A 16,230-nucleotide genomic window follows, 5' to 3' on the forward strand; every position below is an offset into this window, starting at 1 on the left:
TGGGTTACGGATATGTGCGGCAACCGAGTCGAGGAACTCGAAACGCGCGTCAGAGAACTGGAAGCGTCGGTCGAAGGACTGACCGACGAACTCGTCGAATGCAAGGTCCGCATCCGTGAACTCGAAGCCAGCGTCGACGAAGACAACGGATTCAGCGCTGACGAGTCCGACTCGGAGGAATCGGCCGCTACCCCGACGGAGGCCGACACACCTAACACCGAGGATACCGACGAGGTTGATAACAGGGAGGAAGCCGAGGCCGCGTCGGAGACCGAGACCGAGGAGGACTCGGAGTCCGACATCATCGTCGCGTAGGGCTGTCGGCCATACCACCGCATGCATATCAAAGAGCTCGTCCTCGACAATTTCAAGAGCTTCGGACGCAAGACCCGAATCCCGTTCTACGAAGATTTCACTACTATTAGCGGCCCGAACGGCTCGGGCAAGTCCAACATCATCGACGCGATTCTGTTCGCGCTCGGACTTGCTCGCACCTCGGGTATCCGCGCCGAGAAGCTGACTGACCTCATCTACAACCCCGGTCACGCCGACGAAGACGCCGAGTACGACGGCGAGCGCCAGGCCAGCGTTGAGGTCATTCTGGCAAACGACGACCGGACGCTGTCACGTTCACAGGTCGTCAACGCCGCCGGCACCGAGGACGTGGGCGACGTGGACGAGATCGCCATCAAGCGCCGGGTCAAGGAGACCGAGGACAACTACTACTCCTATTACTACATCAACGGCCGCTCGGTCAACCTCTCGGACATTCAGGACCTCCTCGCGCAGGCGGGCGTGACGCCGGAGGGATACAACGTCGTCATGCAGGGCGACGTGACCGAGATCATTAACATGACCGCCGGCTCCCGTCGGGAGATCATCGACGAGATCGCCGGCGTCGCCCAGTTCGACGCGAAGAAGGCCGACGCGTTCGACGAACTGGAGGTCGTTCAGGAGCGCATCGACGAGGCCGAGCTCCGCATCGAGGAGAAACAGGAGCGCCTCGACCAGCTCGAAGACGAGCGGGAGACGGCGCTCAAATACCAGGACCTCCGCGACGAGAAAGAGGAGTACGAAGGCTATCGCAAAGCCGCCGAACTCGAAGACAAACGCGAGGAACTGGCGGCCGTCGAGGAAACTATCGACGAGCTGGAAGCGGAACTCCAAGAACTGCAGACCGAACTCGACGAGCGCAAGGGCGCGGTTATCCGGCTGGAAGACGAGCTCCACGAACTCAATCAGGAGATCGAGCGCAAGGGCGAGGACGAACAGCTCGCCATCAAGCGCGAGATAGAGGAGATCAAAGGCGACATCTCCCGTCTGGAGGACAAGATCGAGTCCGCCGAGGAGACCGTCGAGGCCGCCGAGAACGAGCGCCGGCAGGCGTTCGTCCAGATCGACCGCAAGCAGGAGACCATCGACGACCTCGAAAGCGACATCCGCGAGACGAAGGTCGCCAAATCCAACGTCAAAGCCGACATCGCCGAGAAGGAGTCCGAACTCGCGGAGGTCCAGCAACGCATCGACGAGGTCGGCGAGGAGTTTCAGGAGGTCAAGGACGAACTGGAGGAGAAGCGTTCGCGGCTGGAGACGCTCAAAAGCGAGAAGAACGACCTCCAGCGCGAGCAGGACCGCCTGCTCGACGAGGCCCGCCGGCGCTCGAACGCCGAGGACGAGAAGCGTGAAGCCATCGAAGACGCGGAAGCCGAGATTCCCGACCTCGAAGCCGATATCGAGGACTTAGAGACGGAACTGGAGAAAGCAAAGCAGAACAAGGCCACCATCGGCGAGGTCGTCGACGACCTCCGGGCCGAGAAGCGGGAACTCCAGTCGGACCTCGACGAACTCGAAGACGAAATCAGCGCGAAACAGCAGGAGTACGCCCAGCTAGAGGCGAAAGCCGGTGAAGACGGCGACTCCTCGTACGGCCGCGCGGTGACGGCGATTCTCAACGCCGGCCAGGACGGCGTCCATGGGACCGTCGGCCAACTCGGCGGGGTCGACCCAGAGTATGCCACGGCCTGTGAGACGGCCGCAGGCGGGCGGCTCGCCCACGTCGTCGTCGACGACGACAGCGTCGGCCAGCGCTGTATCGAGTACCTCAAATCCCGCAGCGCCGGCCGGGCGACGTTCCTGCCGATCACGCAGATGCAGAACCGGTCGCTGGGGTCGCTGCCCAGCGCCGACGGCGTCATCGACTTCGCGTACAACCTCGTCGACTTCGACCGCGAGTACGCGGGCATCTTCTCGTACGTGCTCGGCGACACCGTCGTCGTCGACAGCATGGACACCGCTCGCGACCTGATGGGCGACTACCGGATGGTCACGCTCGACGGCGACCTCGTCGAGAAGTCCGGCGCGATGACCGGGGGCTCCTCCTCGGGCACGCGCTACTCCTTCTCGGGTGGCGCGGGCAAGCTTGAACGGGTCGCCACGCGCATCAACGAACTCGAAGACGAGCGCGCGGACGTTCGCGAGGACCTGCGGGACGTGGAGGAGCGCCTCGACGACGCCCGCGACCGCGAATCCGACGCGACCGAGCAGGTCCGGGACATCGAGACGAGCATCGAGCGCAAGCAGACTGCCCTCGAAGACACCCGCGACCGCATCGAACAGCTGGAAGCCGACCTCGAAGAGATCGCCGACGAGCGCGAGGACGTGGCCGACCAGATGGACGAACTGGAGGCCGACATCGAGGAAAAGACCGAGGAAATCGACGCGCTCCAGAGCGATATCGACGACCTCGAAGCCGAGGTCGAGGATTCGGAACTGCCGGACCTGACGGACCAGCGCGAGTCCATCAAGGACGACATCGACGCGCTGGAGGGCCGGCAGAGCGAACTCGACGCGGAACTCAACGAATACGAACTCGAAAAGCAGTACGCCGAGGATGCCATCGAGGACCTCCACGACGACATCGAGGCGGCCCAGAACCGCAAGGCGGAACACGAGGAGCGCATCGAGGACCTCGAAGCGAAGGTCGCCGAGAAACAGGAGCTGAAAACAGAGAAGGAGCAGGCTGTCGCCGATTTGGAGGAGGAGCTGGCCGAACTCAAGGCCGAACGCGAGGAGCTGAAAGACGACCTGCAGGAGGCCAAAGAGGCCCGCGACGAGCAACAGGCCGCAGTCTCCGAAATCGAGCGGGACCTCGAATCCGAGCAGGAAACCCAGGAGCGCCTGGAGTGGGAAATCGACGAACTCGAAGCGCAGGTCGGCGACTACGACCCCGAGGACGTGCCTGACCACGACACGGTCGAGCAGGAGATCGACCGGCTGGAGACGGAGATGGAGAAGCTGGAGCCGGTCAACATGCGCGCCATCGAGGAGTACGACCGGGTGAACGACGACCTGCAGGAACTCGAAGACAAGAAGGCGACGCTGGTCGAGGAGGCCGACGGCATCCGCGAGCGCATCGACACCTACGAGGCGCGCAAGAAGGAGACGTTCATGGAGTCGTTCACGGAGATCAACGACCAGTTCCAGAACATCTTCGAGCGGCTCTCGAACGGCACCGGCCACCTCCACCTCGAAGACGAGGACGACCCCTTCGAGGGCGGGCTGACGATGAAGGCCCAGCCGGGCGACAAGCCGATTCAGCGCCTGAACGCGATGTCCGGCGGCGAGAAGTCGCTGACGGCGCTGGCGTTCATCTTCGCCATCCAGCGGCACAACCCCGCGCCGTTCTACGCGCTTGACGAGGTCGACGCCTTCCTCGACGCGGCCAACGCCGACCTCGTCGGCGAGCTGGTGGACGAACTCGCCGGCGACGCCCAGTTCGTCGTCGTTTCACACCGCTCGGCCATGCTCGAGCGGTCCGAGCGCGCTATCGGGGTGATGATGCAGGGCGACAACGTGAGCGCCGTGACTGGGATTGACCTCTCCGGTGAGGGCACAGATGACGGTGACGAGGAGGTACCAGCCGATGACTAGCGAGCCGCCACGCGGCTCGGAATCTCGAACGGGGAGCGAAGCGACCCGTGAGCCAGAAGACGATGACGAGGATATTCCGCTCGATATCACCGGCCACGAGGACCGCGAGCCGCCCGGAGACTCAGGCGATGCGGCGGCGCTGTTGGGCAATTCCACTGACACTGCGGCTGACACACCTGAGCAGGCAAATTCAGACGAGCAGACTGCCGACGACGACGAGGACGTCGAACCGGTCGAGGTACTGGTCCAGCTCGCGGACGACGGCGAAATCGACCCGTGGGACATCGACGTGGTACGGGTCACTGACAAGTTCCTCCAGCGCATCGACGACGCGGACCTGCGCACGTCGGGCCGGGCGCTGTTCTACGCGAGCGTCCTCATCCGGATGAAAAGCGACGCGATGCTGGGCGAGGGCGACGACGAGGAGGAGCCGGCCGAGCCGTGGGAGCAGGCGATGCACGAGGACGCACCCATCGAGGACCCGGATCCCTTCGCCGCGCTGGAATCGGAGATGGACCGCCGGCTCGAACGCCGGCGTGCCCGTGGGATGCCACAGACGCTCGACGAACTCGTTCGGGACCTCCGCGACGCCGAGCGCGAATCGTGGTGGAAGGAGTCCCGCGAGTACGACACCAGCGACTCCCCGAGCGGGTACGACCGCGGGACGCAGGAACTGGACTACCGCGGGGCCGACGACATGCGGCTGGACGAGGAGCCGTCAGCGGCGGACGTGACCGGGACGGCCCACGCCGAGAACATCGACGACATCATCGCCGACGTGCACGACGCCGTCCGCGAGCAGTACGACCAGGGCCGCGAGGAGGTGCTGTACCGCGAGGTCGACACCGCCGGCGGGACCCGCGTCGAGACGTTCCTCGGCCTCCTCTTTCTTGCCCACCGCGGCCAGGTCCGCCTCCAGCAGGACGACCTTTTCGGCGACCTCTGGATTCAGGACCCCAGCGCTGCGACCGGGTCGGACGAGGCTGTCGCGGACTGACTGGTTCAGTTGCGGCGACGGCTCTCCGTGCGCACAGCGGGGCCAGCAAACAGGTTCAAACGGGTCGAACCCCAAACGCGAGTAATGGCGACCCAGTCCTCGCCGCCGGAGTTACCGGACCCGGAAGCGCTCGCAGACTCGTTCTACGTCTACGAGGTCGACAGGACCGCCGAGGACGGCGTCCGGTATTACGGCGAGCCGATGACCGAGTCCGAACAGGTCATCCACCGCATCGCACCGGCGTTCCGTCAGCGCGGGTATCGCGTCGCGCTCAAGCGGGAGATGGGCGAGTGGGTCCTGATCGCGCGGGAGCGGTCGCTCGGCGTCGACGGCATCCCGTGGCTGAACGTCGGGCTCGCCGTCCTGACGCTGTTGTCGACGCTGTACGCCGGGACCCGCTGGTACGGGCTGTCTGTGCTCGACGAGCCGACAGCCATGCTCGAGGCGTGGCCCTTCGCCGCCGCTGCACTGGGAATCCTTGCGATTCACGAGTTCGGCCACTACGTCATGAGCCGCTACCACGAGGTCGAGGCGAGCCTGCCGTACTTCCTGCCGTTCCCGAACGTGCTCGGGACGCTGGGCGCGGTCATCAGCATGAACGACCACATCCCCGACCGGAAGGCCCTGTTCGACATCGGCGTCGCCGGTCCGCTGGCGGGCCTCGCCGCGACAGTCGTCGTGACCGCCATCGGCGTGACGCTCCCGCCGGTGGAGGTAACCCGCGGCATCGTCACGAACATCGAACTCGGCTACCCGCTGCTGTTGCAGGGCATCGCGGCGGTGATGGGTGAACAACTGGAGTACGCGAACCCGCAGCTCCTCCCGAACCCGGTCGTCATCGGCGGCTGGGGGGGGGCGTTCGTGACCTTCCTGAACCTTCTGCCGGTCGGTCAACTCGACGGCGCACACGTCGCCCGCTCGCTGTTCGGCGACCGCCTGTNCCCGAACCCGGTCGTCATCGGCGGCTGGGTGGGGGCGTTCGTGACCTTCCTGAACCTTCTGCCGGTCGGTCAACTCGACGGCGCACACGTCGCCCGCTCGCTGTTCGGCGACCGCCTGTCGCTGGTCCAGCTAGCCGTCCCCGTTGCCCTGTTCGGGCTCGCGGGCTACCTCGTCGCCTTTGAGGGGGGTCGCGCAGCCGGACTGTGGGCGTTCTGGGGGCTCCTGGCGCTGGTGTTCGGTCGGCTCGGGTCGGCGACGCCGCTGGACGAGACGCCGCTGGGGCCGGGCCGCTGGGCTATCGGCCTGGTCACGTTCGTTCTGGGCATGCTCTGTTTCGTTCCGGTGCCGCTCGTCATCACGATGTAGGCTCCTGTGGACTGCCCCACCGACCCCTTACAGCCCGTACGGGTCGTACTCGGGTCTGTTGTCCGTGTCGGCAGAGAGATCATATCGGTCCCGGAACTCAGCGAGTAGGTCATCAGCGGCGGCGGTGAACAGCACGGCGACGCCGTAGGGGCGGGCGTACGAGTCGGCATCGGGCGGGTCGGGGTCGATGAAGATAGCGTCTGTCGGCGGTTCGCCGATACCGGGGAGGTCGGTCAGCAGTGATTCCATCGGCACGAGGCCGGTGAGCACGCTCGGGACGAACGTGCCGCCGGGCAGCGGCGCGCGCGGCTGCACGAAACACTCCGCGACCGGCTCGCCGTCCTCTTCGAGCACGGCGCTTGCCGGGCGTTCGAGGCCCGGTTCCCAGAGGTCGGCCGCCACTGCTGGGACTTCAGCATCCACAGCAAAGTCCATCGCGACGCGGTCGAGCCGCTCGAAGGAAAGTAGCGACCAGGCCTCGTCCGAATCGTCGGGATCACCGCCGAGCGTCGCCTCGACGCGGTCACCCGTCCGGAGGTCGTCGACTGCTGGCTGGCGTTCGCCGTAGCCGGACTGATACACCGTGTAGAGCCGCGTCGCGTCGGTGTCAAATAAATTGATGTGCGGGACCGCTTCGACGACGCGGTAGACCCTGAATACGCCCGTACGCTCGTCCATATCTGCCCGACGGGTTCCACCGTCAAGACTCCGCGGACTCACTGACGCTCAGGCAGCTGTCATGAGTTTGAGCCAGTCGGTCAGGCAGTCGTCGCTACAGTGGTGGTGGCGCTGTCGTCCGCAGGCTGTATCCAGGACTCCGACGACGAGATGCCAGTCGTCAGCGTAGACATGGCCGCCACAGACCACGCAATCGCGCACCGTCTCGTCGTCCGTCCGTTTTCCGACGGATACCGTCTCGACGTAGTAGGTCCCCCCGAGGGCGTACGGCGTGTCCAACTCCATCGGCACAGTCTGAGGACTACACACCCCTAAATGACGGGGACAAACTGACTGCTCCGACGCAACACGGAGGTAGCCTCGGCTCTAAGCCACAGGTATGAGTCAATCCACGGACCTCCCGGACCCGGACCCGGAACAGCTCCGCCTGGCCGTCGAACGGCTGCTCGACGAGACGGTTGATCGCGACGAGGCGCTCCACGTCACGGCCGATGATCTGTCGGTCTCTATTCCGATGCGATTCGGCTCGGACTCCCCGCAGGCGACGTGGCGGTTCGACGGCGACATGACGATCTCAGTCGACGGTATTCGGGGGCCGCTCAGAGAGTGGGTCGACCTCCTCGAAGAGTAGCCGGAACGGAGGTGAGACGCTCAGAACGCTTCGACGTGGGGGCGGAGGTCGAGTTCCAGCGTCCACGCCGAGCGGTCCTGTTCGACGAGATGCCAGTACGACTGAGCGATTTCGTCCGGGTCAAGATACGACTGTGTGTCGCGGTCAGCTGCGTCGGCGGCGCTCGGCGGGAGAATCTGACCGTCGATGACGACGTGGGCGACGTGGATGCCTTCGGGACCGAGTTCCCGGGCCATCGATTCGGCCAGCCCGCGGACGGCGAACTTGGCGGCGCTGAACCCGACTGCGCCGTCGCGGCCCCGGACGGCGGATGTCGCACCGGTGAAGATGATCGTCCCGCCGTCACCCGTCAGCATGTCGTCGACGGCCTCCTGCGAACAGGCCAGCCCGCCCGCCGGGCCGACGGCGAGCGCGTGCTGGAACTCGTCGTGTGTGATCTCCTGTATGCCTTTCCACGCGCCGCCGCTGGCGTGGTTCACGAGCACGTCGACAGGGCCGAACTCGTCCCGGACCTGCTCGAAGCCTGCCGCAACCTGGTCCGGGCTGGTAATATCAGTCTGTACTGCGAGCGCGTTGTCACCGAGGTCTGCCGACAGTGACTCCAGATACGACGCCGACCGGGCGAACAGGCCGACCTGACAGCCTTCGTCGATGAATGTTCTGGCCAGTGACTCCCCGAGGCCCGGACCGACGCCTGCAATGACTGCTGTCCGTGACATATGCACACGAACGACTACCGGGTGGATGAAAGTATGGTCACAGCGGCACTGCGGGGAGGAGGGCCGCACTATCTACGGTAATGCCTGGTATCATAGGGTTCCGTGTCGAATCACAGGGTTCCGTGTCAGTCGTCTCCACCGTGTGCGTGGCCGATACGCAGCGTCACGGCGTTGAAGACGACGAGCGCGACGAACGCGATCCGCGTCGCCCCGGAGTTCAGGCCGGTAATCAGTAGCGGGAGATATAAAAACGGGAGCGCAATCGCCGTCCAGAACGCGATACCTCGAACGGCGGAGACGAGCGACTCGTCGAACTCCGGTACGGACTCATCAAACTGGGCGAGTAATTCGTATGCGGACGAACTTGACATATGGGGGACCTATCCACGGCTTCTACTGGAGATAGCTTATAACCTCTAGAGGTTTCCGCCCGTTTCGCTTCGTTTCACGCACAGCGGCCCCTAGCCGTTCATTTTATTACCGGCTAAAAGACGCTTAGACGTTTTATTGGCGGTGTAGCTGTGGTATGACCTACTGTAACACTCCCAGTCCCGGTAACGCCTCCGGTGGACGTGTACGACCGATTACGGTCCGAGTAGTGACACAGTTACGTCGTGCGCTGTGTCGCTTAGTGTCGTGCTATCGACGACGTGGTCCGGAAGCGACTCCCGCCACTCGGCGAGTCGCTGCTCGTGGTAGGTCCGATGGCGCTCCACCGAGTACGTCTCATCGTCGTGAGCCCGGAGTTCGTCGGCGGTGTCATCGGGCGTCGGATACGACGGTGCATCCGTAGTCAGCAGTGAGTCGGGCTCTATGTGAACCGTGTCGTCATCGTCGTCAGGCTGGACGACGTGGAGACGCGCCCGCATTCGACCGCTGAACGGTGGTGTGACGCGCAACACGGTCTCTGATTCGTCTGCAGTCGCTTCAATAGCTGCGACGAGGTCGGTGGCGCTTATCGCGATTGATTTGATGTCTGTCGGGTCAGTGTCCATGGCTGAGTCTGTGGGTCCCATTGGTTCAGGCAGTTACATCCGGTTGCTATAGTCCCAGGTGTGGAGACGGTCGGGCGTGATCGTGATCTGGATCTCGCGGCGGTCGGGTGCGAGCAGTCGTTCGGCCAGTGGTGAGTCGGTCCCGCCGAGGTAGCGGTGCAGCAGGTCGGTGAGCACCGTCTTGTCCTCGTCTGTTGTCATCGTCGCTGTGCCATTGCCTCTGACGCCGCGGTACGGCGGCTCGTTCGTCGAGACTTCGAATGACACGTCGTCGTCATAGTCGAGGTAGTCGACAACCGCTGCGTCTGCCCCGGTCGCACACTCGAAGACACCGTCAACGAATCGGTACCAGAGCGAGAGCATCCAGGGCCTGTCTGCTGGAGTTCGGCACCCGAGACGGAGTGGAACCGTTTCGGCGCTGAGAAACTGTTCCATCTCCCCGCTCGTCCACGGTCCGGAGACGGTCACCATACACACAGGGTACGGTCGCCGCTATGTTAACATCTCTGGGATAAGTCACTGCCTTGTGACAGCACGCCTCCATGAAAAAGTCAACAGACCAACTGCAGTGTTCTCAGAATCGATAATATGCTGGGTACCTTTATCTTGCTGTTCGGGAAAGTCACCGTGAGAGCAGTACGTGAGTCGACAGGAGGGATAACAAGTGCAAAAGCGTGGTGAGACGGAGGAGGCAACGGTGCTCGTCGTCGACGATGAACAAGATATCGCGGATCTGTATTCGACGTGGCTGCTGACCGCACACGACGTTCGGACCGCACACAGCGGTACGGAAGCGCTCCAGTTAGTCGACGCGTCCGTCGACGTCGTCTTTCTGGACCGGCAGATGCCCGATATGAGCGGTGACGAAGTCCTCGATACCATCGCGGAACGGGGTATCGACCCGGCGGTAGTGATGGTAACGGCCGTCGACCCGGACTTCGACATCGTCGAGATGCCCTTCGACGAGTACCTGACTAAGCCGGTCAGCCGCGAGGACCTCCTCGACACCGTCTCGGAGATGCTCGTCCGGACCACGTACGACGATCAGGTGCAGGAGTACTTCGCCGTGGCCTCGAAGAAGGCGACGCTGGAAACGCAGAAGAACACCGCGCAACTGGAAGCCAGCGACGAGTACCGGACTGTCAGCGAGCGACTCGAAGAACTCCGCGAGACAGCCGATTCCACGGCCGCAGAGATTGACGACTTTGAGGCCGTGTTTCAGGAGTTCCCCGGCGGCGGCCTCTCGTCTGGCTGACCGCTGGCGGTTCTTTTCCCACGAAACTACCATCTACGTCTCCAAACAGTCGTGACAAGCACGACAGCGTTCGGGAGCGACTCGGCGAGGATACCGTCTGATCGCTCGGAACAGCCCTGCTCGGGCTAGTCGCGTACCGTTTGTTCGGCACGGGCCAGTGATGCTGCTGGCTGCTGGCCGATGTGATCTGGAAAATGCCCGGGGAGGGCAATATACCCGAGCTTTACATGCCCGTCGCCCGTGGCACTGTCTACATGACCGACAACCCCGCCAGCGCCGTCGACACCATGGTCGACCGCCTTGAGGACGGTCACTATGACATCAGCGACGCCGACCGGGACCTCCTCCTCGACCTCGACCGGCAGATTCGCCTGCTGGGCCCCAGTGAGTTCTCCGACCACCGCCACGAGTTCCTGCTGCGGCGTGGGCTCATCATCGCGAAGCGTGTCGGCGGGCTCGCCGATGGCGTCGACGACCGCGAAGCCGCGGAAGATATCGTCCAGTGGATCAACACCGAACAGACCGGCAGTCCCGAGACGAACAAGGACTACCGCGTCGCGTTCCGCACGATCGGGAAGATCGTCACCGACGGTGACGAGTATCCGGACGCTGTCGAGTGGGTCCCCGGCGGGTATCCCGACAACTACGACCCGGCACCAAACCCCGCAACCATGCTGGACTGGGCCGACGACATCCAGCCGATGCTGGACGCCTGCCTCAACTCCCGCGACCGGGCACTGGTCGCCCTCGCATGGGATCTGGGCCCCCGCCCCGGCGAGCTCTACGACCTCACGCCCGGCGATATCGTCGACCACGACTACGGCCTGCAGGTCACACTCAACGGGAAGAACGGTCGCCGGTCGCCCGTCCTCGTCCCATCGGTCCCCTATGTCCGCCGATGGCTCGACGATCACCCCGGCGGCGACACCGACCCGCTGTGGTGCAAGCTCTCGTCGCCAGAGAGCATCTCGAACAACCGTGTCCGTGACGCACTGAAAGACGTCGCCGACCGCGCCGGCGTCGACAAGACCGTCACGCCGACGCACTTCCGAAAGTCCTCGGCCAGCTATCTCGCCTCGCAGGGCGTCTCGCAGGCCCACCTCGAAGAACACCACGGCTGGACGCGTGGATCCGACATCGCGAGCCGGTACATCGCCGTCTTCGACGACGCCAGCGAGCGGGAGATCGCCCGCGCCCACGGCCTCGATGTCGAAGCTGACGAACCCGACTCTGTCGGCCCCATCGTCTGCCCGCGCTGTGAGCAGAAGACGCCCCGGGAGAAAGACGCCTGCGTGTGGTGTGGCCAAGTCCTCTCCCAGTCCGCGGCCGAAGAGGCCGAACGCCAGCGACAGGATGCGATGGACAGCATGGTCGCCGCCGACAGCGACCTTGCCGAAGCCATCGCGACCGTCGAAGCTGAAATCGGCGACGACGTCTCCATCCGTATCGAAGGACTGGACGAGTGACTCAGACATCGTAGCCAGCCTCCCGAAGAGACGCAAGCCAGTTTTCCGCATATTCGGCGTAGGGAACGTCGCTCTCGGCGATGGTCTGCAGCTCTTCGTGGACGTTGTACAGCGTTTCGAGTCGGTCGTCGTCAGGGTCGTCAATTTGTGTATCAGCAGTTTTACTCATCAGAAATCAGCCTCCTGCAGTGACTGTTCGGGATCCTCGCGAACGTCGCGAGCGACGGCGTGAAGTTTCCCTCGGGCTCGCAGGTCCGGCGCCGGCGCGGTTACCCCCTCGAAGGAATCGCGCTGGCGCCATCGCGTGGCGAGTTCGGTGGTGATACGGCCCAGTCCCTCACACAGCGCACAGCAATTGTCGCCGTGCATGCAGTGGCCCTTCGCGTGACAGATATCGTCGATGCATTCGACGTGTTCACCGGTGCCACCACAGCGAATGCAGTCGACCCAGTCAGCGTTGCCCCGGGTGGTGGTCATGGTATCGCCCCCACGATGAAGGCGGTCACGACCAGCGAGGCGAGCCCCAAGAGCAGCATCACAAGACCATGATGAACCGGCTGCATCAGGCCTCACCCCGGTAGCCGCTGGCGTCGGTTACCTGGTCGTACACACCGACGGTGTGACAGAACAGGCGCGCTCTGGCTTCCCGAACGTTCAGCTCGTCAGCGACGTCGCCGAGGTAACTGAGTCCCTCACGCTGGCGTCCCTCAACTCTCTCGACGGCATCACGGATATCCTGTGCTGTGACACCCGGCGGCAGATCTCCATCCGACTCAGTCGTGACGCCACCGTCGGCCTCGGCCTCTTGTGCACCGGCGCTGTCCTTGTCGATAGGGTCACCGACGCGGTGGTCATCTCGCTTGCTTTCGTCGACAAGTGAGTAGAGCTGTCGGCGGCCGTCATCGGGATCTGCCCGCGACTCGACGCGCCCCATCTCTTCGAGGGCGTTGAGATTCGTTGAGATAGCCTGCAAGCTCCGCTGGGTAATGTGTTTTAGCTCGGCACTGGGGAGCTCACCATGCTCGGCGAGGGCAGCGAGTACCTCCTCGCCTGTTGGCGGTAGCTCTGACAACTCGTCGTCGTCAACAGCGACTTCGACGTCGGCATCGGCCGCCTCGTCATCTGTGTCATCGGCCGTGTCAGTGGAGCCCGCCTCTTGCTCGGTGGCATCACCGTCGACGTCGAACCCGAGCCGGTCGGCATTGAACTGGACCCGCGGGAGGGAAAACGCACGCTCGCCCCACTCGTCGGTGAGCCGGTCGATAACGATCTCGATCTGGGCGTCATCGTAACAGCCCGTGGCCGTGCCGTCGTCGTGGACCTGCTCCTCATCGGGTAGGTGGTCGACGACGAAACGTCGGGCGAGCTCCCAATCGTCGACGTCGATGATCTCGACCGGGTGCGTGGTGAGGCCGGCTTGCTCGGCGACCCACAGGCGTTTGTGTCCTTCAACGACCTCGAAATCTTCCGTGCCGTCGACGGGGCGGACGACGGGGAACGAGCCGGTCCAGCCGTCGTTACGGACACGATCGATGTAGCCGCAGTTCCCCTCACGGTCGAATTCGCGAACGGCGTACGGCGCTGGCTCGATGGCGTCGGGACTGACTGTCTCGATGTGACTCTTGGCCTCTAGAATCTCGATGCTATCGCAGTGGGCGACGTAGGCCGTCCCGATATCATCGTCGCGGTCCACGTTGACCGCGTCACGGAGCAGGACATGGCGGTCGTGGTGGTGCAGGCGCTCGGCCCAGCCCTCGTAGGTGGTGCCGTCGTTGCCGACGACACGGACTCGTTCACCCCGGAAGTGACCGTCGAGGGCGTCGAACAGCGGGTTGCTCACAGACTGAGCACCTCCCGCACTGCCGCGACGATATCTGCTGGCCGTCGACCGTGGATGTAGGGGTGTAACGTGCGATCGTAGCCGCTGTGGACGGAACAATACGAGACGTAGCAGCCTTCGGCCTGCATGTGGTTCGCAGCGGCGACGTGACGCCGGTGCATGTCCCAGAGATTAGGGCTAAGCCCGGGTCCACCCGGCCGGTTCTCGATAGCTGGCCGTCGCGTCATGATATCCGCCTCCGAACGGTGTCGACGTGCCACCACGCGGTCATGACTGTCCAGTCGTCGTTGGCCTCCGCGCCGGTCGGGTAGCCGCCCGGCCAGACGTGGGTTGCCTCACCAGTGTCGATGAGATAGACCGTCGCGACGTGTTCACCGCGGACCCGAGCCGCAGCCTTTTCGATGGCCTCGCCGTCGTCGTCCAGGACGCCAACCTCGCCGTCGACGTCGTAGGTGTCGCCCTCAGACATCGTCGTCACCACCCTCGAAAAAGCACTCAACACAGCTGTCGAGCCAGTCGCCCTCTGGTCCGGGACAGCCAACGACGCCGTGTTGGCAGGTAGTGTCTTGGTCGCCGACGCCGGTCAGCTGGGCCGTGGTCGCGATGGCGTCGCGACGGCTCACGCCACCGTCCGTTGCAACGCGCTTGACCTCAACATCATGCCGTTCCTTGCGTTCGTGGCGCTCGGCTTCGTCGCTCGCCGACACGAGATCCTGCGCGGTCTCGGACCACGAGCAGTCCTGACAGTCAGCAACCGCCATCAGTCCGTACCTCCCTCGACCAGCGTGGCTTCGTCAGCGGTCACAGCCCGGGGCGCTCCATGGAGCAGGTCCTTCGCAGCGGACCGGGTAGCGACCTCCCGGAAGTAGGGGTCCTCGTTTTGGAGTCGGTCCAGCGACGAGTAGCCAGCGATGAAAAACCGCCCCTCATCAGGAACGTACTCGATCTCGTTGAACCCAGCGCTTGACCAGGTCACTACGACGAGGTCGCCGCCGGTGTGTTGGATGGCCCGCAGCCAGTCAATCGGGCGCGGTTCGTCGGCGGGAATCTCGCCACACAGTGCCGCCCGGACACGCTTGACCGTCTTGCGTTGGCCGTTGTCGGCCTCGTCGAGGGCGGCCAGTGCGGCGTCGGTCGCAGACTGGTCGGCCGGTAGTGGGAGCTGGTCCAGGTCCCACGAGAGGTCCTCGTTCGGTGGGTGGCTTCGCGTCGCAGGCTGGCGTGATGTGGCCGCCATCTACGCCACCTCCTCGCCGTGCTTGCGGTCCCATTCGAACTCGTAGTCGACCTCATCGAGTTTGTGCCGCAGCGAGGGCCGCTGGTCGCTACGACCGCCGTGTGGCTGGTCGAGGACACACTTCGTGCAGGCCGGATACAGCCGGCGGTGACACTCCCGCCGGGTCATGTCCGCTGGATCATCGGTCGTGAGGTCGGCACAGTCCGGGTCGTCGTGATAGCAGATGTCGCCGCGGCCACTTGTCCGGACTCGGTAGACGGTGTCGTCGAGGTCGCCGTCGTCTTGCTCGATCCGATGGCGTCGTTCGTCACGGGTGATTGCGCCGGCCATCAGCACCACGCCTCCCGCTCGACCACGACGTTGCTCTTGATCCATTCCTCGGACTCAGTCGTCGCGACCGTGACGTTCGCGAACGCAGTGAGCTGGATGTCGGCCGTCGGCGCGAGCAGCACACCGGTCGGGTCCTCGATACAGGCCATCTCCTCTGGCAGGGTGTGCTGGCGTTCGCGGGCCCGGCGCTGGGCGCGCGCGGAGGCTTCCGACATCAGTCGTCACCCCACGAGCCACGGAACGTCTCCTCGACGGTCACATGCACGGACACGTCGACGCCGTCGGCCGCCGAGTGTCGCGCCGCGCGTTCGAGGTCATCCGCGAGCGTGCGGAGTTTCGAGGCGGCCTCGATGCGGGTGTCCGCAGTAGTGTCGTTATCGAGGTGGTCGTCGGCAGTGTTATCGGCCTGTGGGCCAGCGGTGCTAGTGGAGGGACAGGCCCCTATCTGAGTCCTCTCCGGGTGACTCGCGTCTTCGCGCGAGTCCGTTTTCTGAGTGCTTCTGTGTTCTGGAGTATCACGACCGTCTGCACGGTCGACTATGCCGCTCTCGTTGGGCTCACTTTTATGAGCCCGATGTCCGTCTTTGTTCATGCTCGGAAACCTCATGCTGAGGTTCGACCCGAGCCCGGCGTAGTACCAGTACGCCGGCCTTTCGTGGGCCGGAAGGCCCGGGTCAAATAACTCTTGAGTTGCCCGATTAATAGTTCTTGCTGTGAGACTCACAGCAAATAACCTATAACTAGGTACAGATTTATACAGTCAGTGTCCGTATAGGTGCTTACCGGAATCACTATGAGTTTCACAGCGCGACAGTGCAACGTGGTTAGACAACGTGCAGAGTGG

Annotated in this window: 23 protein-coding genes; 7 read left to right on the forward strand and 16 right to left on the reverse strand. The window is 64.0% G+C overall.

The genetic code is table 11. The annotated features are described in order from the left end of the window. Nucleotides 1-12: 12 nt before the first annotated feature. The 4 genes from C442_RS17355 to C442_RS17370 all read left to right on the forward strand — a co-directional run bounded on the left by C442_RS17355 (nt 13) and on the right by C442_RS17370 (nt 6,235). Nucleotides 13-315: a DUF7518 family protein gene (locus tag C442_RS17355; protein ID WP_008312751.1), complete on the forward strand. Its 303-nt coding sequence runs from the start codon at nt 13-15 to the stop codon at nt 313-315. Nucleotides 316-336: 21 nt separating this feature from the next. After that, nucleotides 337-3,930, forward strand: a complete 3,594-nt coding sequence (gene smc / locus C442_RS17360) for a chromosome segregation protein SMC (protein ID WP_008312753.1) — start codon at nt 337-339, stop codon at nt 3,928-3,930. Further along, entirely contained in the window at nt 3,923-4,927 is a 1,005-nt protein-coding gene (locus C442_RS17365) for a segregation and condensation protein A (protein WP_008312755.1), read from the forward strand. Before smc ends, C442_RS17365 begins: the two co-directional genes overlap by 8 nt. 84 nt (nt 4,928-5,011) lie before the next feature. After that, the gene (locus tag C442_RS17370) at nt 5,012-6,235 is read left to right on the forward strand and encodes a site-2 protease family protein (RefSeq protein WP_008312758.1); all 1,224 of its coding nucleotides are present in this window, start codon (nt 5,012-5,014) and stop codon (nt 6,233-6,235) included. Between the two features lie 27 nt (nt 6,236-6,262). Here the strand turns inward: C442_RS17370 and C442_RS17375 are convergent, their stop codons facing one another. Both C442_RS17375 and C442_RS17380 read right to left on the reverse strand, forming a co-directional pair. Beyond that, complete coding sequence (locus tag C442_RS17375; protein WP_008312759.1) at nt 6,263-6,913, reverse strand: hypothetical protein; 651 nt, start codon at nt 6,911-6,913, stop codon at nt 6,263-6,265. Nucleotides 6,914-6,961: 48 nt separating this feature from the next. Beyond that, nucleotides 6,962-7,198: a DUF7576 family protein gene (locus tag C442_RS17380; RefSeq protein WP_008312761.1), complete on the reverse strand. Its 237-nt coding sequence runs from the start codon at nt 7,196-7,198 to the stop codon at nt 6,962-6,964. A gap of 94 nt (nt 7,199-7,292) precedes the next feature. Here C442_RS17380 and C442_RS17385 point away from each other — a divergent pair, with 94 nt between their 5' ends. Then, nucleotides 7,293-7,544, forward strand: coding sequence for a hypothetical protein (locus C442_RS17385; protein WP_008312763.1), 252 nt, complete (start codon nt 7,293-7,295; stop codon nt 7,542-7,544). Between the two features lie 20 nt (nt 7,545-7,564). Here the strand turns inward: C442_RS17385 and C442_RS17390 are convergent, their stop codons facing one another. From C442_RS17390 to C442_RS17405, 4 genes are all read right to left on the reverse strand, one after another. Next, nucleotides 7,565-8,263 (reverse strand): SDR family NAD(P)-dependent oxidoreductase, encoded by a 699-nt coding sequence (locus C442_RS17390; RefSeq protein ID WP_008312765.1) that lies wholly within the window; start codon nt 8,261-8,263, stop codon nt 7,565-7,567. 125 nt (nt 8,264-8,388) lie between these two features. Beyond that, the gene (locus tag C442_RS17395) at nt 8,389-8,634 is read right to left on the reverse strand and encodes a hypothetical protein (RefSeq protein ID WP_008312767.1); all 246 of its coding nucleotides are present in this window, start codon (nt 8,632-8,634) and stop codon (nt 8,389-8,391) included. A 213-nt stretch (nt 8,635-8,847) separates the two neighbouring features. After that, the gene (locus tag C442_RS17400; RefSeq protein ID WP_193363419.1) at nt 8,848-9,279 is read right to left on the reverse strand and encodes a hypothetical protein; all 432 of its coding nucleotides are present in this window, start codon (nt 9,277-9,279) and stop codon (nt 8,848-8,850) included. A gap of 12 nt (nt 9,280-9,291) precedes the next feature. Continuing rightward, the gene (locus tag C442_RS17405) at nt 9,292-9,729 is read right to left on the reverse strand and encodes a hypothetical protein (RefSeq protein ID WP_008312770.1); all 438 of its coding nucleotides are present in this window, start codon (nt 9,727-9,729) and stop codon (nt 9,292-9,294) included. 193 nt (nt 9,730-9,922) lie between these two features. On the opposite strand from C442_RS17405, the gene C442_RS17410 reads away from it, so the two are divergent. Together C442_RS17410 and C442_RS17415 are read left to right on the forward strand one after the other, a co-directional pair. Beyond that, nucleotides 9,923-10,513 (forward strand): HalX domain-containing protein, encoded by a 591-nt coding sequence (locus tag C442_RS17410; RefSeq protein WP_008312771.1) that lies wholly within the window; start codon nt 9,923-9,925, stop codon nt 10,511-10,513. 254 nt (nt 10,514-10,767) lie between these two features. Beyond that, on the forward strand, nt 10,768-11,979 hold the full coding sequence (locus C442_RS17415) for a tyrosine-type recombinase/integrase (protein ID WP_049943085.1): 1,212 nt from the start codon (nt 10,768-10,770) through the stop codon (nt 11,977-11,979). Nucleotide 11,980: 1 nt separating this feature from the next. On the opposite strand, the gene C442_RS21850 is transcribed toward C442_RS17415, so the two are convergent. The 10 genes from C442_RS21850 to C442_RS17455 form a co-directional block, all read right to left on the reverse strand. Beyond that, complete coding sequence (locus tag C442_RS21850) at nt 11,981-12,148, reverse strand: hypothetical protein (RefSeq protein ID WP_155120729.1); 168 nt, start codon at nt 12,146-12,148, stop codon at nt 11,981-11,983. Further along, nucleotides 12,148-12,456, reverse strand: coding sequence for a hypothetical protein (locus C442_RS17420; RefSeq protein ID WP_008312773.1), 309 nt, complete (start codon nt 12,454-12,456; stop codon nt 12,148-12,150). Before C442_RS17420 ends, C442_RS21850 begins: the two co-directional genes overlap by 1 nt. A gap of 85 nt (nt 12,457-12,541) precedes the next feature. After that, nucleotides 12,542-13,819, reverse strand: a complete 1,278-nt coding sequence (locus tag C442_RS17425) for a MarR family transcriptional regulator (protein ID WP_008312774.1) — start codon at nt 13,817-13,819, stop codon at nt 12,542-12,544. Continuing rightward, on the reverse strand, nt 13,816-14,046 hold the full coding sequence (locus tag C442_RS21580; protein ID WP_152418479.1) for a hypothetical protein: 231 nt from the start codon (nt 14,044-14,046) through the stop codon (nt 13,816-13,818). Before C442_RS21580 ends, C442_RS17425 begins: the two co-directional genes overlap by 4 nt. Then, a complete protein-coding gene (locus tag C442_RS17430; RefSeq protein WP_008312775.1) occupies nt 14,043-14,288 on the reverse strand; it encodes a hypothetical protein in 246 nt (81 codons plus the stop codon). Before C442_RS17430 ends, C442_RS21580 begins: the two co-directional genes overlap by 4 nt. Next, nucleotides 14,281-14,580, reverse strand: coding sequence for a hypothetical protein (locus C442_RS17435; protein WP_008312776.1), 300 nt, complete (start codon nt 14,578-14,580; stop codon nt 14,281-14,283). The genes C442_RS17430 and C442_RS17435 overlap by 8 nt, the downstream gene beginning before the upstream one ends. Further along, the gene (locus C442_RS17440; RefSeq protein ID WP_008312777.1) at nt 14,580-15,056 is read right to left on the reverse strand and encodes a hypothetical protein; all 477 of its coding nucleotides are present in this window, start codon (nt 15,054-15,056) and stop codon (nt 14,580-14,582) included. Before C442_RS17440 ends, C442_RS17435 begins: the two co-directional genes overlap by 1 nt. Beyond that, entirely contained in the window at nt 15,057-15,386 is a 330-nt protein-coding gene (locus tag C442_RS17445) for a hypothetical protein (protein WP_008312778.1), read from the reverse strand. Next, entirely contained in the window at nt 15,386-15,601 is a 216-nt protein-coding gene (locus C442_RS17450) for a hypothetical protein (protein ID WP_008312780.1), read from the reverse strand. The genes C442_RS17445 and C442_RS17450 overlap by 1 nt, the downstream gene beginning before the upstream one ends. Then, nucleotides 15,601-15,978 (reverse strand): hypothetical protein, encoded by a 378-nt coding sequence (locus C442_RS17455; protein ID WP_008312782.1) that lies wholly within the window; start codon nt 15,976-15,978, stop codon nt 15,601-15,603. The genes C442_RS17450 and C442_RS17455 overlap by 1 nt, the downstream gene beginning before the upstream one ends. Between the last annotated feature and the right edge of the window lie 252 nt (nt 15,979-16,230).

This window comes from Haloarcula amylolytica JCM 13557 (assembly GCF_000336615.1).
Taxonomy (GTDB): domain Archaea; phylum Halobacteriota; class Halobacteria; order Halobacteriales; family Haloarculaceae; genus Haloarcula; species Haloarcula amylolytica.

Coding starts and splice junctions, on each gene's coding strand:
- C442_RS17355 (WP_008312751.1), top strand. CDS start 13: ATGTGCGGCAACCGAGTCGAGGAACTCGAAACGCGCGTCAGAGAACTG.
- smc (WP_008312753.1), top strand. CDS start 337: ATGCATATCAAAGAGCTCGTCCTCGACAATTTCAAGAGCTTCGGACGC.
- C442_RS17365 (WP_008312755.1), top strand. CDS start 3,923: ATGACTAGCGAGCCGCCACGCGGCTCGGAATCTCGAACGGGGAGCGAA.
- C442_RS17375 (WP_008312759.1), bottom strand. CDS start 6,913: ATGGACGAGCGTACGGGCGTATTCAGGGTCTACCGCGTCGTCGAAGCG.
- C442_RS17380 (WP_008312761.1), bottom strand. CDS start 7,198: ATGGAGTTGGACACGCCGTACGCCCTCGGGGGGACCTACTACGTCGAG.
- C442_RS17385 (WP_008312763.1), top strand. CDS start 7,293: ATGAGTCAATCCACGGACCTCCCGGACCCGGACCCGGAACAGCTCCGC.
- C442_RS17390 (WP_008312765.1), bottom strand. CDS start 8,263: ATGTCACGGACAGCAGTCATTGCAGGCGTCGGTCCGGGCCTCGGGGAG.
- C442_RS17395 (WP_008312767.1), bottom strand. CDS start 8,634: ATGTCAAGTTCGTCCGCATACGAATTACTCGCCCAGTTTGATGAGTCC.
- C442_RS17400 (WP_193363419.1), bottom strand. CDS start 9,279: ATGGGACCCACAGACTCAGCCATGGACACTGACCCGACAGACATCAAA.
- C442_RS17405 (WP_008312770.1), bottom strand. CDS start 9,729: ATGGTGACCGTCTCCGGACCGTGGACGAGCGGGGAGATGGAACAGTTT.
- C442_RS17415 (WP_049943085.1), top strand. CDS start 10,768: ATGACCGACAACCCCGCCAGCGCCGTCGACACCATGGTCGACCGCCTT.
- C442_RS21850 (WP_155120729.1), bottom strand. CDS start 12,148: ATGAGTAAAACTGCTGATACACAAATTGACGACCCTGACGACGACCGA.
- C442_RS17420 (WP_008312773.1), bottom strand. CDS start 12,456: ATGACCACCACCCGGGGCAACGCTGACTGGGTCGACTGCATTCGCTGT.
- C442_RS21580 (WP_152418479.1), bottom strand. CDS start 14,046: ATGACGCGACGGCCAGCTATCGAGAACCGGCCGGGTGGACCCGGGCTT.
- C442_RS17430 (WP_008312775.1), bottom strand. CDS start 14,288: ATGTCTGAGGGCGACACCTACGACGTCGACGGCGAGGTTGGCGTCCTG.
- C442_RS17435 (WP_008312776.1), bottom strand. CDS start 14,580: ATGGCGGTTGCTGACTGTCAGGACTGCTCGTGGTCCGAGACCGCGCAG.
- C442_RS17440 (WP_008312777.1), bottom strand. CDS start 15,056: ATGGCGGCCACATCACGCCAGCCTGCGACGCGAAGCCACCCACCGAAC.
- C442_RS17445 (WP_008312778.1), bottom strand. CDS start 15,386: ATGGCCGGCGCAATCACCCGTGACGAACGACGCCATCGGATCGAGCAA.
- C442_RS17450 (WP_008312780.1), bottom strand. CDS start 15,601: ATGTCGGAAGCCTCCGCGCGCGCCCAGCGCCGGGCCCGCGAACGCCAG.
- C442_RS17455 (WP_008312782.1), bottom strand. CDS start 15,978: ATGAACAAAGACGGACATCGGGCTCATAAAAGTGAGCCCAACGAGAGC.